Here is a 15,639-nt window from a genome sequence, read left to right as displayed (position 1 = left end):
CAAAAAAGCGTGATATTGCTCACTATTCCCTGTGAAAACGCGTTGAAAGTGTATAGAATAGCGGCGTTCTAAAGTACAAGATCCTCAGTCGAAAACCGTGTCGATGACATGGTCTGATAAATAGCAGTAACGACCAACCGTGGAAGGACCTCTCCATGTCAAAAAGAACTATTACCGTGATCCCTGGTGATGGGATCGGCCCCAGCATTATCGACTCAGCCCTTAAAATTCTCGATAAGGCGGGGTGCGACTTTGAATATGAATTTGCCGATGCCGGTCTGACTGCTCTGGAAAAACACGGTGAGCTCCTGCCTCAGCGCACGCTGGATCTCATCGAGAAGAACCGTATCACTCTCAAAGGCCCACTGACAACCCCTGTTGGCGAAGGCTTCACCTCTATCAACGTGACCCTGCGTAAGAAGTTCAGCCTGTACGCCAACGTGCGGCCCGTGCTTTCCTTCAAGGGCACCCAAGCCAGATATGAGAACATAGATATCATTACAGTGCGTGAAAACACTGAAGGTATGTACTCAGGCCTGGGACAAAAATTGTCTGAAGACGGTGCCATTGCCGAAGCCACCAGTATCATTACCCGTCAGGGTGCCGAGCAGATAGCTACCTTCGCCTATGAACTGGCTCGCAAGGAAGGTCGCAAGAAGGTGACCATAGTCCACAAGGCCAACATCATGAAGTCGACTTCAGGCCTGTTCCTGAAAGTGGCCCGTGAAGTCAGCCAGCGTTATCCGGACATTACTACCGAAGAGATGATTGTTGACGCCACTTGTATGAAGCTGGTAATGAACCCGGAAAACTTCGACGTGATAGTCACCACCAACCTGTTCGGTGACATTCTGTCAGATCTCTGCGCCGGTCTGGTGGGTGGTCTGGGCATGGCCCCGGGCGCCAACATCGGCAGCAACGCCGCTATCTTTGAAGCGGTTCATGGCAGTGCCCCGGATATTGCCGGCAAAAACCTGGCGAACCCAACTTCAGTGATCCTGGCATCTATCCAGATGCTGGAATACTTGGGTATGTCAGATAAAGCCGCCGCCATTCGCGCTGCAGTTTCTGCGGTTATCGAAGAAGGCGACCGCACTACCCGCGATCTCGGTGGTACCCATGGCACCACTGACTTCACCCAAGCGGTGCTGGATAGACTCTGATCTAATATCAACTCAGTAAGTTGCTAAAAAGGATGACCCAAGGTCATCCTTTTTTATGCCTGTGTTGGCAGACAATGGGAAACATCCGTCGCTGGAAGCCCAACTAATGTTTTTGGCTATTTTGAGCTGAAAGCTATGTTAGTCGCTGTGCCAGCGGGTTAAAGTCGTGGAGCAAGTGCATCCATGCACAAGGGCCAGTTCGCCTTCCCTGGCTCTCGCTCGAAGCACGTTGTTACGCAACTCTCGTCAAACCACACCGGGCAAGGGGCTTTGCTTGTCCAAAGCCCCTTGCATCCCCAAGGACACCCCGACGTAGCCGAAATCCCCGCTGCCTTATAAAGCAAATTGGCTACACTCAGGACTCGCCAAATGCTTCCATGCATAACGGCCAGCTCGCCTTCCTTGGCTCGCGCTCATGCACTTGTTGCTTCGCAACATTCGCCTTGCTCGACCTTCGAGCCTCGACATCCCTGTCTCGGCTACGCCAATTTGCAACAACGCCAGCGGCGGCTCCGAAGGGGGAATTGGTGCAATTTTGTTAGCGCTGAGTAGCTTGAAACATCTGTAATGCAAACACCCGGCATTAGCTGGGGGAAGTCACTTTAGGTTTCAAACCCAGTCAATTCTGCTTCAAAAACAAACCAAATTAGGGTTTTGTTGCCTTTGTCAAAAACTTGACCTTTGGCTAATTGTTTTCAAATTCAGTACTGGGTATTGTATAACCAATTCAAACGCTTAGCTTTAGCACTTTCTTAAGCTTAAGGCCAGAAGCAGCAACACTTTTCCGTTTTCAACGGAATGCAGGGACGAACAGAGTTTAGCCCCGTGCGGTAGCCATGGCTTTACTCGGCTTTTATTGGACCTAGAACGTTCATGACAAGCACCTCAGAACTGATTTTTTACACTGTATTATTGACGTTCCGGGCAAAATGCCGGGAATTTGCAGCTAAGCTTGCGCGTTATTTCCGTAACATTGCAGGAAATACTATTAAATTCATAACGTTAAAAAATACAGCTGGTAGATAATAGGTTTAGAAAACGCGCATGCGCGTTTAGCTGCAAGGGATATTAGGGCTAAACTCTATTATATCCAGCTAATACAAACAGATAGCGATGCGCGTTTACACTCCTCCGAGGACTAAAACGCGCATGCGTACTATACAGCTGTTAGCTGTACTAAAGGAAAAACTATGAGAAAAATCTTACCAATTATAATGTTAGCTGTCTTGTCTGGTTGTGCCTCTATACCAAAAGATGCGCCGCCTTATAGACCTGCACCTATCGCTAATGATAACAGTGGTACCTTGTACATTTATCGTGTGGGCGCGTATCCAATTTTAAGAACACCAAGTATATTAGTTGACAGCAATAAGATCATCGATCCACCAGAAAAAGCATATACATGGATTTATCTATCACCAGGCAACCATAACGTGACCGTTGACTGGGCATGGGATGCTGGGTGGCCTGATTTAAGTTTTGAAATTCCTATTGAAGCAGGAAAAGAACACTTTTTAAAAATTACTGGTAGTTTCGAAAATTTAGGTCTTAAGTATCGTGCGGGTTCTGAGGCACTATATATGGAAAAATCAATAGCTGAGAAAGAGTTAAAAGAATGTTGTAGATATATCACCCCAGCTAACAAGCAAAGTCAGCTGGACCGCTAATGCGGCCACTGCTTTGAGCGTTAGGTTTCTGGAGTAGGTAATGGAGTACAGTGACTTTATAAAGTCAGTAATTGAGGGCTATCTTGAAGACCAACAGCAAACTGAAAAAGAGCGAATTGAAAGGCTAGTTGAATTAAATGAATTATTTGGCCCTCAAGGGGATAAGTTGCTTCAGGGGGGAACTCAGTCATTACTAGCGCTACATGAGGTCGCAAACAGTTATGTATCGGGAAACTTCATGGCGGTCATTTTACTTTGCCAGGCGTTCATAGAGCATAGTTTATCGGGGCATTTCATAATGTCCGGTCAAAATGGGATCGCAGAATCATCATTTAAGAAAATAATAGATTCTGCTAAAGAACAGAATTACGTATCAACTGAACTCCACAACAGATTGAATGAGCTTCGGTTAATAAGAAACCCATATGTGCACGCTAAAGCAGGGTTGAAAGCCGGTTCTTTGGATAAGAAAATTCTAGATAGCGGCATTTTCGAGCCAGTTGAATTCGCTAAACAGGATTCATTGAAGTCCCTAAAGATACTTAAAGAGTTCATGTGCTTACATGTGCCAATGTGGTTTTATGAAGATGAAACCTAACAAGCTGTTGAATAGTGGACAAAATTAAGTTGGCTGGTTTCGCTCCGCTCAAGATTATAGCCAACTAAATTTTGCCCATTAACAGGGCGTTAAATGTCAGTGGAGGAAGCTTGGCGAAGCAAGATAAGTTCGAAAGAACAGAAGAAGAACAAAAACGCAGTGAAGAAATACATGACAAGTTTCGAGAAGAGCTACTGAAGCGTCAGCTTTCAAACAATGAAGGGTATGATAAAGCAATCTTATCATTGTCTTCCGCTGGGCTTGCATTGTCTCTGACCGCAATAAGATTTGTTGTCCCATTAGAAACGGCAAGTTACTTATGGGCATTGAAAACATCATGGGTATTATTTTTGCTGACAGTCCTATCAACCTTGGTCGCTTATCTGGTTGGTAACAAGGCGATTGATACACAATTAGAGATCGCAGAAGACTACTATTTAAAGGCTTTAGTCAGTGCTCAGACAGCAAAGAACCCATATCAAAAATTCAATACAATCCTTAACAGATTTACTGGTATATTTTTTGGTGTGGCAATATCATTAGTTGTCTTATTCGTAATTCTTAATATAAAAAGTGAACCTATGGCAAATAAAAATCCAACGTCATTCCGTGCGACTACAACTGATAGCGCTGATATTCCTAGAATGCAAAGTGCCCCAAGTCGTAGTTCAGCCACAGCTAGTGCTGATATCCCTACAATGCAAATGGCTCCGGGAACTCAAACGAAGTCTAGTGGACAATCATCAGCAGGTAATGGTGGTGGCTCAGGGTCGTCTAATTCGTCCAACGAAAAGTGACATTTAACAATCTGTTTAAGAGTGATTCGCAACGCTTGGCATTTCCGCTATGCGTTGCGTTTTTGTGTTTAAGGTAGCTTACTGAAACAAAATATGGACACCCAACAAAATATGGACACCCAACGTTAATAGCGCGGTAGTTAGCCTCCGACTATCCTTTGTTTAAGCATTTAACAAGGAGGTTATTATGCCGCGCCCTCGCCGAACTCAAATCAGCCTTGAAGATACAACTTACTATCACTGTTGCAGCCGCGTGGTACGGCGAGCCTTTCTGTGTGGTGATGATGCCTACTCGGGTAAAAATTATGACCACCGCCGTGGTTGGGTAGAATCGTTACTGTTTGAACTGGAGGCCGTTTTTGCCATTGATGTGGCGGCATTCGCCATCATGAGTAATCATCTGCATTTGGTGTTGCATATCGATATAGAGACAGCAAACCGATGGACAGACAGAGAAGTGCTTGAGCAATGGCATAAGCTGTTCAAAGGTGATGAGTTAACCCAGAAATTCACCCAGGGTGAGCTGATTGAAGCGCATGAAGTCCCCAGGCTGAAGCATACTATCGCGATTTATCGCAGTAGGTTATGTGACATCAGTTGGTTCATGCGTTGTCTCAACGAACCGATAGCGCGTCAAGCCAATCAGGAAGATAACTGTACCGGCCGATTCTGGGAAGGAAGATTTAAGTCGCAAGCCTTACTGGATGAAGCCGCGGTGTTAACCTGCATGGCCTACGTTGACCTCAACCCCATCAGAGCCAAGATGGCCGATACGCCTGAGCAATCAGAGCATACCAGCATTCGGCTACGTATTCAGGCCGCTTTGAAATGCGAACAACCCACCAAGCTACTGCCCTTTATTGGCGATGAGTGCGATAACCAGCCCAATGGTATTGCGTTTGGGCTCAAGGATTATCTTGAATTGGTGGATGATACCGGGCGTTGTATTCGCGATGATAAACGTGGCGTGATAGGTGAAAGGAGTGCCAAGCTACTGACGCGCTTGAATATCCATCATGAGAACTGGCTCAAGCTTACCACTGAATTTGGAAAACTATTTCGTGGGCCGGTAGGCACCTTGCAAGAGCTCAGCTGCTACTGTGAACACTTGGAGAAGCGACGACGGCATTTTGCAACCAGCTGTCAGTACTTTCAAATGACCTGAACCCCACGCTATCTCAACCACAGTCATTGAAATCCCCTGAACCATGGGTAGGGCTAGCACGGCTCAAATCTCGCATTTTTACGTGAAATAGGTTCGATTTCATCAAACCTCTGCAACTCAAGGATCTCTTTCGATCTCTGAGTGCTCAAATCCCCTAGCGGTGCTTGAACGCAGACTGAAAGAAGATTAAGTTATTGTTTTATAGTGGGTGGCTTGATTTTGTACCACTGTTGCAGCCGCGTGGTGCGGCGTGCCTTTCTATGTGGTGATGATGCCTACTCGGGCAAGAATTATGACCACCGCCGTGGTTGGGTAGAATCTTTACTGTTTGAATTGGAGGCCGTTTTTGCCATTGATGTGGCGGCATTCGCCATCATGAGTAATCATCTGCATCTGGTGTTGCATATCGATATAGAGACAGCAAACCGATGGACAGACAGAGAAGTGCTTGAGCAATGGCATAAGCTGTTCAAAGGTGATGAGTTAACCCACAAATTCACCCAGGGTGAGCTGATTGAAGCGTATGAAGTGCCCAGGCTGAAACGCACCATTGCGATTTATCGCAGTAGGTTATGTGACATCAGTTGGTTCATGCGTTGTCTCAACGAACCGATAGCGCGTCAAGCCAATCAGGAAGATAACTGTACCGGCCGATTCTGGGAAGGAAGATTTAAGTCGCAAGCCTTACTGGATGAAGCCGCAGTGTTAACCTGCATGGCTTACGTTGACCTCAATCCCATCAGAGCCAAGATGGCCGATACGCCTGAGCAATCAGAGCATACCAGCATTCGGCTACGTATTCAGGCCGCTTTGAAATGCGAACAACCCACCAAGCTACTGCCCTTTATTGGCAATGAATGCGATAACCAGCGCAGCGGTATTGCGTTTGGGCTCAAGGATTATCTTGAATTGGTGGATGATACCGGGCGTTGTATTCGCGATGATAAGCGTGGCGTGATAGGTGAAAGGAGTGCCAAGCTACTGATGCGGTTGAATATCCATCATGAGAACTGGCTCAAGCTTACCACTGAATTTGGAAAACTATTTCGTGGGCCGGTAGGCACCTTGCAAGAGCTCAGCTGCTACTGCGAACACTTGGAGAAGCGACGACGGCATTTTGCAACCAGCTGTCAGTACTTTCAAATGACCTGAACCCCACGCTATCTCAACCACAGTCATTGAAATCCCCTGAACCATGGGTAGGGCTAGCACGGCTCAAATCTCGCATTTTTGCGTGAAATCGGTTCGATTTCATCAAACTTCTGCAACGACAAAGTAACGTTCGGCCGCCGGGGGCTCAAATCATCTAACGGTGCTTGAACGCAGACTGAAAGAAGATTAAGTTATTGTTTTATAGTGGGTGGCTTGATATTTATTTCCGAGGACTAAAACGCGCATGCACACTATACAGCTGTTAGCATTCAATTTTGAACATGGAGGTATCGTGAAAAACACAGCTATTATTTCTCTTATTTTTCTTTTAAGTGCTTGTGCAACAGGTTATCAAGCGCACACGTGGTCTGGCGGTTACAAGGACAAAGAAATAAGTGATGGCCATTATTATGTTGAGTACCTTGGCAATGGCACTACTTCAAAGGAAACTGTTAATGAATATTGGGCAAGACGCGCGAGTGAACTTTGTCCAAATGGCTACACCGAATTATCTGCCAACACTGGCAAAAACAATTCTTTTGCAATGGGTACTGCTGGTGTCACATTCGATCATCCATGGAAAAAAGCAGAAATTAAATGTGATTGAATGCTAACAAACCAAGGCAGTGGGACTATTTCTCGCTGCGCTCAAAATAGCCCCCGCTTGGGGCGTCAGTTGCTTACTGGTATCCAAATGAATTTCGATAATTTGAAAAGCATTTTAGTTTTGGATGGTGACCATGAAATTAACCTAATTGATAATGACTGGTTGGTTACTAAAGGATTTAACTCAGACGACCATAATTGGTTATCTAAAGAGCAATTTGATGCAGTGTTCATTTCCACCTCTGAGCATTCAAATAATATCTCTGTTTATGCGTTTGAGACATTTGAACGAACATACACAAGTACAGGCTTAACTAAGAAGTTAAACGCTGAATTTGAATTGAACTGGGAAAGCTTTGATAGATTTCAGAGTTCCACTGATATCCTATTCCTATATGTGGTTCCTAAAAATTTGAGTTGGATTTTCTATGCAAATAGGGATTGGTGGCAGTTTGCAAAACGCAACTAACAAGCTGTTGAATAGTGGACAAAATTCAGTTGGCTGATTTCGCTCCGCTCAAGATTATAGCCAACCAAATTTTGCCCTTTAACAAGCGAGAAGTAACAAAGACACCCATTATTAGCTGAGTGAAGACTCTAGTTGCCTGGATCACAGAAACACTGATGTTTTCACTGAGAGAAAATAATCTTTCAAGCCTTTTGAGGGGTGCTCGGTTATTGAAATGAGTGCAAAAAATCGAATTTCAGACACGATGGAGGTCGAACAAAGTTCGATTGGGGAGAAATACTTGGGAGCCGCAGGGATTCAGCTAAACAATTTCTGACAATTAGCGAGTTTATCTAACTAAAAGGTGTCTGGAAAATCAGTGGCGATTCACAATGCTACAGCAGAGTTGCTTAAAACTCACAGCAAGCAACTCTGCGATAGTAGCCTTGGTTTCAACCAAGCTGCGCCCAAGCCTTATTGACTTCTTCGGCGATGATTTCAATGCCGCGGCGCATCAACTCGGGTTGTTGTACATAGTTCATCCGAATACACTCGCCGGCGTGTGGCCACTCTTCGGCCAGTCCGAAGAAGAAATACTCCCCGGGCACCAGCAACACGCCCCTGGCTTTCAGGCGTCGATAAAGTTCCATGGCACTGATGGGCAGGCCTTCAAACCAGAGCCAGAGGAAAATCGCGCCCTCGGGTTTATGAATTCTGAACCTGGGGTCCGGCAGAGCCTGTTGCAGCATGGCCACGGTTTGCTGCGCCCGCTGCAGATAGAAAGGCCGCACCACTTCATTGCCGAGCCGCAGCATATCACCACGGGCTATCATCTCTGTCGCCATCGCCGGGCCCATGCTGCCCGGTGCCAGTGAGATAATACCGTTGATATTGGTCAGCGCCTGGGTAATGGCTTCGTTGGCTATCACTATCCCGCAGCGCAGCCCCGGCAGCCCCAGCTTGGAAAGACTCATGCACAACACAGTGTTGTCGTTCCAGAAAGGGGTCACATCCTCAAACAGAATATTGGGGAAAGGTGAGCCATAAGCGCAGTCGAGGATCAGCGGGATCCCATGCGCTCTTGCCAGCTTATCCAGCTTATCCACCTCTTCATCGGTCAGCACATTGCCTGTAGGGTTAGTCGGCCGTGAAACACAAATGGCGCTGATATCGGCATCGACTTTAAGCCTTTCAAAGTCGATGTGATATTTGAATAAACCGCCATCCAGCTTGGTGATTTCCGGCTTGAAGGTACGAAACAGTTCATCTTCCAGACCGGCATCACTGTAGCCGATATACTCCGGGGCCAGCGGCAGTACAATCTTGCGTTTTTGCCCCTCGGCAGTGGTGCCGGCAAACAGGTTGAACAGCGAGAAAAACGAGCTCTGGCTGCCGTTGGTGAGGCTGATATTGTTTTTGGTCAGCGACCAACCGTAGGTATCGTTCAGCAGCTTGGCCAAGGCATTGAGAAAGGCATCTTTTCCCTGCGGGCCATCATAGTTGGTCATGGCCGCGAGCAACTCGCCCTTGGCCAACATATCGGCACTGAGCTCGGTAAAATAGTCCAACATGGAGGGGATGGCCGCCGGGTTACCGCCCCCCAGCATAATCGCTCCCGGAGTGCGTAGCCCTTCGTTGAGATCATCCATCAACTGGGTGATACCTGTATAACGGTTAAACTTGTCGCCAAACTTGGAAAACTGCATTACTTCTATCCGCAGACTCATATCAAGAAACAGAACTTATTTAGTAACAGGAACCGCGGCAGATTACACCTTAAAAGTTTTTTAGTTGCGTGATACAACTCAATATTTACCAAGCTTAAATGGCTGCAAACGCCCCGAATAAGAGTTGCATGGTCATTTGAGAGCAAATTTTTGTGCGCCAGCGAACATTTCGCCGACATCGACTTGTTGATCCATTATCAGGGGCACACACTTAAAAACAGGAGAAGCAACCATAGGAGCAGCGGGTGTCAGCCTCAAAACTGAGAGAACTAAAGCAGCAACAGCAGAGTCTGTTAGAGCAGGAATTGATGCGGGAACAAGCCGGTTCCCTGGGCGTTGCCGGCAAGAAGTTGGAACAGGCACTGCAGGATTATCAGCGCCACCATCACTTGTCACCGAGAAAAAAAGCCGAGTACGTTAGCCTAGTGGCCGATGCCGTCTATAACCTGATGTTGACCCGGGAGCTACTCGGCTTTGTCGACGGCAATCTTGAGTGGGTTTGCGGCCAGTATGACATCCCGGATGCCGTGCTACAGCAGTTGGCCTTGAGCTGAAACGCATCAAGGCCCGCTTGGGGCCTCGAGTGCCAACTCACCAAGGAGAGTTGGGTCGCAGCCACAGATGCACAGTCACTTCATCCCTGTCGTGATAGAGGTGTTTACAGGCCAGCTTAAACTCTGTGATGCCGTTTTCTTTGAGAATGGCCTGCATATTTTCCAATATGGTGCTCACCTCTTTGTAACGGCTCTTCATCGGTAATTTCAGGTTAAAGATAGCCTCTTTGAACCAGCCATTAATGGCCCAGGCTTCCATCAGTTCGGCCACCCTGGCCGGTTTTTCCACCATGTCACACACCAACCAGTAGATGTTCTTGCGCTTGGGCTCGAAACGGAAACCGTCGGCCTGGAAGTGAGTCACCTGGCCGGTTTCCATCAAACCCGCATCCATGGGGCCGTTGTCGACAGCCGATACAAACATGCCGCGGCGCACCAACTGATAGGTCCAGCCACCGGGGCAGGCGCCGAGATCCACGGCGTTGAGGCCGCTGCGCAAACGTTCTTCCCGCTGCGGCTCGGGAATAAAGTGATTGAAAGCCTCATCCAGTTTCAAAGTCGAACGGCTGGGCGCATCGGCGGGAAACTTGAGCCTGGGGATCCCCATAAAAAACGGTGACGAGTTATGGCTGTAGGAATAACCGGCAAACGCCTTGCCCGGTGCCACAAAGCACACATGGATTATCGGCCGCTTGGGGTTTTCCTTGGCCAGCAATGTACCGCTCTGTTTCAGCGACTGACGCAGCGGCACGGTAAACTTGCGGCAGAAGGTCAGCAGCTCTTTGGCTTCGTTGGTATCCGGGGTTTCGACCCTGAGCTCACCGCCCTTGCTGATATCTTCAAGCGCGGCAGTAATTGGCCCTACCCTGTCTTCCGGAGGCAGGTCGCTGAGCAGATCGCCGCAGACAAACATCTGCCGGGCAAAGATCAATGAGTCCAGCGCCAGTTCCTGTGCCAAGGTGTCGGCTTCCCCTTCGGCAAAACATTGAAAGATCACATAGGCATCGTTGTTATTGGCCTTGACGAAACCACCGACATTGAGCAGTGCCGCCCGATTTTGGATCTCGGCCGCGCACTCTTTTTCATAGCCGGCACGACAAAACAGAAACAGGTTGTTCATTGGTATTTCCAAACAGTGAATCTTACCGGAAAGCCTCCGGCAACTGGCGAAGGCGGCAAGTATATCAGAAGCCTTTTCCCATCGCAGGTTAGTTATTCCATTCCTTATGGGACTTTGAACTAGCGTAAATCTTGGTCAGGTATTCAAATACTGCCAAAATTGACGGCGGCACACGACTCTTTGCCGAGATCAACTCAAGCTGAACCAAGTACGCGCAATGCCATTACAACAAAACACCCGCCATCAGGGCGGGTGCTGTTAACGCGAGCTATTCAGTAGCTGATCAGGCATTAGTATTCTTGGGTTGTTGCCACTTGAGCCACACCAATCCCAACAGGAACAGCACACAACTACTGGCAAGCCCAAGCCATACCGACTCGGTAAAACCGAGCACTATATAACCACCGAGGGAAATAACTGCTACCAAGACCGCATAGGGCAGCTGAGTCAACACATGGTCGATATGATGGCAGCCTGCACCTGTGGAAGACAAAATCGTGGTGTCCGATATCGGCGAGCAGTGATCGCCAAACACAGCGCCGGACAGCACGGCCGCCAACATAGGCAACATCATACTGCTGTGGCTGCCCATGGCCATATCGGCGGCAATCGGCAACATGATCCCGAAAGTGCCCCAACTGGTACCGGTAGAAAAGGCGGTAAGCCCAGCCAAAATAAATAGCACGGCCGGCAGCAAGGCAAAGGGAATATTGCCACTGGCGAGACTGGCCATAAACTTGCCGGTTTCCAGTGAGCCAATGATCCCGGCTATGGTCCAGGCAAACATCAGAATATAGATGGCCGGCAACATGGAACGGGCACCCGAGGTAAGCGCCTTGAGGATCATCTTGGCTTCTATCTTCTGGATAAAGGCCAGCAGCAGAGTTACCACCAGACCAATGGAAGCACCGAAAAACAGTGATGAACCCACATCGGTTTTCTCGAAGGCACCTATGATAGTGAAAGGCAGGCTTTCTGCCGCCAGGGCATCGGCGCCGCTGGAAACCATAAAGTAGAAGGTCGCCACCACCAAGACACCTATGGGCAAGAACAAACCGTGCACCTGACCGGTTTCCGCCTCGGGCAGATCTGCATTGGCACCGGGCGGCAGTCCCTTGGTCTCATCATAGAGATTGCCTTTACGGGCGTTGAGCTCGTGTTTGCGCATAGCGCCGATATCCAGCTCCATATAGGCCACACACAGCAATAGCGCCAAGGCAAACAAGGCATAGAAGTTCATCGGGATCATCTGTACGAAAGCGCTCAGATGCCCGGTCTCAGTAAAACCGTGGGCGGTGAGAATACCGCCGATAAGGGCAATAATATAGGCGCCCCAGCTGGACACCGGCGAGATAACGCACACAGGCGCCGCGGTCGAATCCAAAAGATACGCCAGTTTGGAGCGGGAGATATAGTATCTGTCGGTCAGCGGCCTAGCGATACTTCCCACCACCAGGCTGTTGAAGTAGTCATCGATAAACACCGCACAGCCGAGAAACATAGTCAGCAACTTGGCATCACGACGATTGCGGATATGCTGTCTGGCCCAGTTGGCAAAGGCTCTGGCCGAGCCACTGACGGTGATCAGTGCAGTGATCATTCCCAGCAGCACCAGGAACCCCAGAATATACAGGTTCCAGGCATTAAAAGCGCCATCGTCCCAAACCAGGGAAAGCACCCTTTGTCCCAGATAAACCCCGGTATCCAATACCGACCATTGATTGAGCAACAAGGCTCCGATCAGTATTCCTAGTCCCAGCGATAACAACACCCGCCGGGTGAAGATCGCCAATAAAATTGCCACAACCGGCGGCAACAAAGAGAGTGCCGAGTCGGCATAACTTAGTACTGTCATTGAGTCTTGTTCTTCGTTAAATACGAATGGAGGGCAACTGAACTGGTGGGAAAAGGCAATAGCATACCGAGTAGCACCTGTCCTTTCAGTAGCGCTCCATAGTAACGTCAATCTGTCATCCCGACAGAATATACTATGGCAGTGCTGCCCCTATTTGGTAACAGCCCCAGCGGTGGACCTTGATGAGTCGCAACCACTTCGGCACCAAATCCTTTCGCGATACATAAACGGAATCACCCTGCTTACCGCTACTGATATTTAGTGCGCCTCTACTTCTCAGGACGCCTGATGTCAGGCGTGAGGCACATAAAAACATAGGCGGCTTTGAGGATGCTACCCCAAAGCCGCCTATCGTGACCTAGATCACAGATTAAATCAACTCGTTCAACTTGGGCACAACATCAAACAGGTCTGCTTCCAAACCATAATCGGCAACCTGGAAGATAGGCGCTTCAGGATCTTTGTTGATGGCCACTATGACTTTTGAGTCCTTCATCCCGGCCAGATGCTGAATCGCCCCAGAGATACCCACGGCGATATAAAGCTCTGGCGCCACGATTTTACCCGTCTGGCCAACCTGCAGGTCGTTGGGAACAAACCCGGCATCCACAGCAGCACGTGATGCACCTACGGCGGCGCCCAATTTATCGGCCAAGGCTTCCAGCATGGCAAAATTTTCGCCACTGCCCATACCGCGGCCACCGGAAACAATGACTCTGGCGCTGCCAAGCTCCGGACGAGCCGACTCGGTCAAGCTCTGGGATACAAAGCTGCTCTTGGCGTCAAAGACACTATCGAGCTGATTGATTTCAGCTGAGCCTGTCTCGGCAACGGCGTCAAAGGCACTGGCGCGCACAGTGGCCACTTTCTTGTCATCCAGACTCTTAACGGTCGCCATGGCGTTACCGGCATAGACGGGACGGACAAAGGTGTCGGCATCAATCACCTTGGTGATCTCAGAAAGCTGAGCCACATCCAGCAAAGCCGCCACTCGTGGCAGTATGTCTTTACCCTGGCTTGAAGCTGCAGCCAGAATGTGGCTGTAGTCGCCACTCAGAGACAAGATGAGTTCACCAATATTGTCGGCAAGATGAGCACCATAGGCTGGATTATCGGCCAGCAATACTTTATTGACACCTTCAAGCTTGGTGGCGGCATCGGCGGCGGCCTTACAATCCTGACCGGCAACCAAAAGGTGAATATCTCCCCCTATGGCTTTAGCCGCGGCGACGACTTTGGCTGTGTCCTGTTTCAGGCTGGCATTATCGTGTTCTGCTATTACTAATACGGCCATTTAGATCACCTTCGCTTCGTTTTTCAACTTGTCCACCAGCTCCTCAACGGAAGCCACCATCACACCTGCCTGACGGCTGGCCGGTGCAGCTACCTCCAACACCTGTACGTGCTGCTTGAGAGTCACCTCCAAATCTTCAACACTCATGGTTTCCAACGGCTTGCGCTTGGCTTTCATGATATTGGGCAAAGATGCGTAGCGAGGTTCGTTCAAACGCAGATCTGCGGTGACTACAGCCGGTAGAGGCATAGACAGAGTCTGTAAGCCGCCATCCACTTCACGGGTAACCAGCAAAGTTTCACCTTCCAGCTTCACTTCAGATGCAAAGGTTGCCTGAGGCATACCGGCGAGTGCCGCCAGCATCTGTCCGGTCTGATTATTATCGCCGTCGATGGACTGCTTGCCGAGCAGAATAAGCTGCGCCTGCTCTTTGTCCTGCACTGCCTTGAGCAGTTTGGCAATAGAAAGGGGCACCAGCTCTTCATCGGTTTCAATGTGAATGGCACGGTCGGCGCCCAGAGCCAGTGCGGTACGCAATTGCTCCTGTGCCGCCTTGGGACCTATGCTGACAACAACGACTTCAGAAGCACTGCCGGCTTCTTTTAGACGTACGGCTTCTTCTACCGCAATTTCACAAAATGGATTCAACGCCATTTTCAGGTTGGCTGTTTCAACGCCTGTATTGTCAGCCTTGACCCTGACCTTAACATTGGCATCGACCACACGTTTTACTGGCACCAATACTTTCATAGGGTTTCCTTCCTACACCTTGTATCTAATGTGGATTACGTACCGATGATACCAGATACATCAGTACAGGATGGCTCAACTTTACGTGCTGTTGACGTTAACGTCAACAGCAGTTTAAACGCTCGTTTGCCAATTCTGTCACACTTTATGGTCAGTTTTTTGAACACTTGGCAACTTTTATGGTCGTAGAATTGAAATAAATAAAGAAATTAATGTCAATTGACGTAAAAATATTTGATCCTGACACTTATAGTTTCTATTATTTATAGCGATGTTCACCTTAACCCAATTTATAAATTAGCGTGGGACCTAAATACTTATGAGCGATTTTCTTGATATATTGACTCACGGCCGTCGTTTTAAAGCCGCAGTAAAAGAGTTAAGCGTTGCAGATCTGCGCGATCTGGCAGTCAAATTGGATAAGATCATTATTGATCGTGAAGAAGAAGCCAAGAAAGAAGAAAAGGCGCAGGCTGAACGTCTGTCTAAAATTGAAGAGATCCGTAAGCAGATGGAAGCCGTTGGCCTATCTGTTGAAGATCTGGGTAATGTTGCTGCCGCCAAGGCTGCTCCCAAGAAGCGTGCTCCCCGCCCACCAAAATACAAAATCGTTGTAGATGGTGAAACTATTACTTGGACCGGCCAAGGCCGTATGCCAACTGTATTCAAGAACGAAGTAGACAAAGGTCGTTCAATGGATGATTTCCTGATTTAATCAGGTTCCCCTTGCTCAAGCCTCGACA

At 48.5% G+C, this 15,639-nt stretch carries 15 protein-coding genes and 1 riboswitch; of the genes, 10 read left to right on the top strand and 5 right to left on the bottom strand.

Annotation, left to right across the window (positions count from 1 at the left end; genetic code table 11):
• The first annotated feature begins 155 nt into the window (after positions 1-155).
• The 8 genes from WKR14_RS06485 to WKR14_RS06450 all read left to right on the top strand — a co-directional run bounded on the left by WKR14_RS06485 (position 156) and on the right by WKR14_RS06450 (position 7,617).
• Entirely contained in the window at positions 156-1,163 is a 1,008-nt protein-coding gene (locus WKR14_RS06485) for an isocitrate dehydrogenase (RefSeq protein WP_025011991.1), read from the top strand.
• 1,190 nt (positions 1,164-2,353) lie between these two features.
• Entirely contained in the window at positions 2,354-2,830 is a 477-nt protein-coding gene (locus WKR14_RS06480; RefSeq protein ID WP_101055593.1) for a DUF2846 domain-containing protein, read from the top strand.
• 40 nt (positions 2,831-2,870) lie between these two features.
• Positions 2,871-3,428, top strand: a complete 558-nt coding sequence (locus WKR14_RS06475; protein ID WP_101055365.1) for a hypothetical protein — start codon at positions 2,871-2,873, stop codon at positions 3,426-3,428.
• A gap of 110 nt (positions 3,429-3,538) precedes the next feature.
• On the top strand, positions 3,539-4,225 hold the full coding sequence (locus WKR14_RS06470; protein ID WP_339087530.1) for a hypothetical protein: 687 nt from the start codon (positions 3,539-3,541) through the stop codon (positions 4,223-4,225).
• 187 nt (positions 4,226-4,412) lie between these two features.
• The gene (locus tag WKR14_RS06465; protein ID WP_339087529.1) at positions 4,413-5,390 is read left to right on the top strand and encodes a transposase; all 978 of its coding nucleotides are present in this window, start codon (positions 4,413-4,415) and stop codon (positions 5,388-5,390) included.
• Positions 5,391-5,603: 213 nt separating this feature from the next.
• On the top strand, positions 5,604-6,542 hold the full coding sequence (locus tag WKR14_RS06460; RefSeq protein ID WP_339087528.1) for a transposase: 939 nt from the start codon (positions 5,604-5,606) through the stop codon (positions 6,540-6,542).
• 292 nt (positions 6,543-6,834) lie between these two features.
• Positions 6,835-7,149, top strand: coding sequence for a CC0125/CC1285 family lipoprotein (locus WKR14_RS06455; RefSeq protein ID WP_144221397.1), 315 nt, complete (start codon positions 6,835-6,837; stop codon positions 7,147-7,149).
• Positions 7,150-7,617: a hypothetical protein gene (locus tag WKR14_RS06450; protein WP_224868299.1), complete on the top strand. Its 468-nt coding sequence runs from the start codon at positions 7,150-7,152 to the stop codon at positions 7,615-7,617.
• Between the two features lie 431 nt (positions 7,618-8,048).
• Here WKR14_RS06450 and WKR14_RS06445 read toward each other — a convergent pair whose 3' ends face one another.
• Complete coding sequence (locus WKR14_RS06445) at positions 8,049-9,302, bottom strand: valine--pyruvate transaminase (RefSeq protein WP_224868301.1); 1,254 nt, start codon at positions 9,300-9,302, stop codon at positions 8,049-8,051.
• Positions 9,303-9,568: 266 nt separating this feature from the next.
• Here WKR14_RS06445 and WKR14_RS06440 point away from each other — a divergent pair, with 266 nt between their 5' ends.
• Positions 9,569-9,877, top strand: coding sequence for a hypothetical protein (locus WKR14_RS06440; protein ID WP_101053624.1), 309 nt, complete (start codon positions 9,569-9,571; stop codon positions 9,875-9,877).
• 37 nt (positions 9,878-9,914) lie between these two features.
• On the opposite strand, the gene rlmM is transcribed toward WKR14_RS06440, so the two are convergent.
• The 4 genes from rlmM to WKR14_RS06420 form a co-directional block, all read right to left on the bottom strand.
• Positions 9,915-10,997 (bottom strand): 23S rRNA (cytidine(2498)-2'-O)-methyltransferase RlmM, encoded by a 1,083-nt coding sequence (rlmM, locus tag WKR14_RS06435; RefSeq protein WP_101053622.1) that lies wholly within the window; start codon positions 10,995-10,997, stop codon positions 9,915-9,917.
• Positions 10,998-11,280: 283 nt separating this feature from the next.
• Positions 11,281-12,852 carry a Na+/H+ antiporter NhaC family protein gene (locus WKR14_RS06430; protein ID WP_101053620.1) on the bottom strand — a complete coding sequence of 524 codons (1,572 nt, stop codon included), beginning with the start codon at positions 12,850-12,852 and terminating at the stop codon, positions 11,281-11,283.
• Between the two features lie 81 nt (positions 12,853-12,933).
• Positions 12,934-13,132, bottom strand: a riboswitch (Lysine riboswitch).
• A 90-nt stretch (positions 13,133-13,222) separates the two neighbouring features.
• Positions 13,223-14,146 (bottom strand): electron transfer flavoprotein subunit alpha/FixB family protein, encoded by a 924-nt coding sequence (locus tag WKR14_RS06425; protein ID WP_101053618.1) that lies wholly within the window; start codon positions 14,144-14,146, stop codon positions 13,223-13,225.
• On the bottom strand, positions 14,147-14,896 hold the full coding sequence (locus tag WKR14_RS06420; protein WP_165564748.1) for an electron transfer flavoprotein subunit beta/FixA family protein: 750 nt from the start codon (positions 14,894-14,896) through the stop codon (positions 14,147-14,149). It lies immediately after the preceding gene.
• 319 nt (positions 14,897-15,215) lie between these two features.
• On the opposite strand from WKR14_RS06420, the gene WKR14_RS06415 reads away from it, so the two are divergent.
• Positions 15,216-15,611, top strand: a complete 396-nt coding sequence (locus WKR14_RS06415; protein ID WP_101053614.1) for an H-NS family nucleoid-associated regulatory protein — start codon at positions 15,216-15,218, stop codon at positions 15,609-15,611.
• Positions 15,612-15,639 lie beyond the last annotated feature (28 nt).

The organism is Shewanella chilikensis (assembly GCF_037953065.1).
Taxonomy (GTDB): Bacteria; Pseudomonadota; Gammaproteobacteria; order Enterobacterales; family Shewanellaceae; genus Shewanella; species Shewanella chilikensis.
The sequence above is the reverse complement of the archived record's forward strand: the minus strand, read 5'-3'. Positions and strand labels throughout refer to the sequence as shown.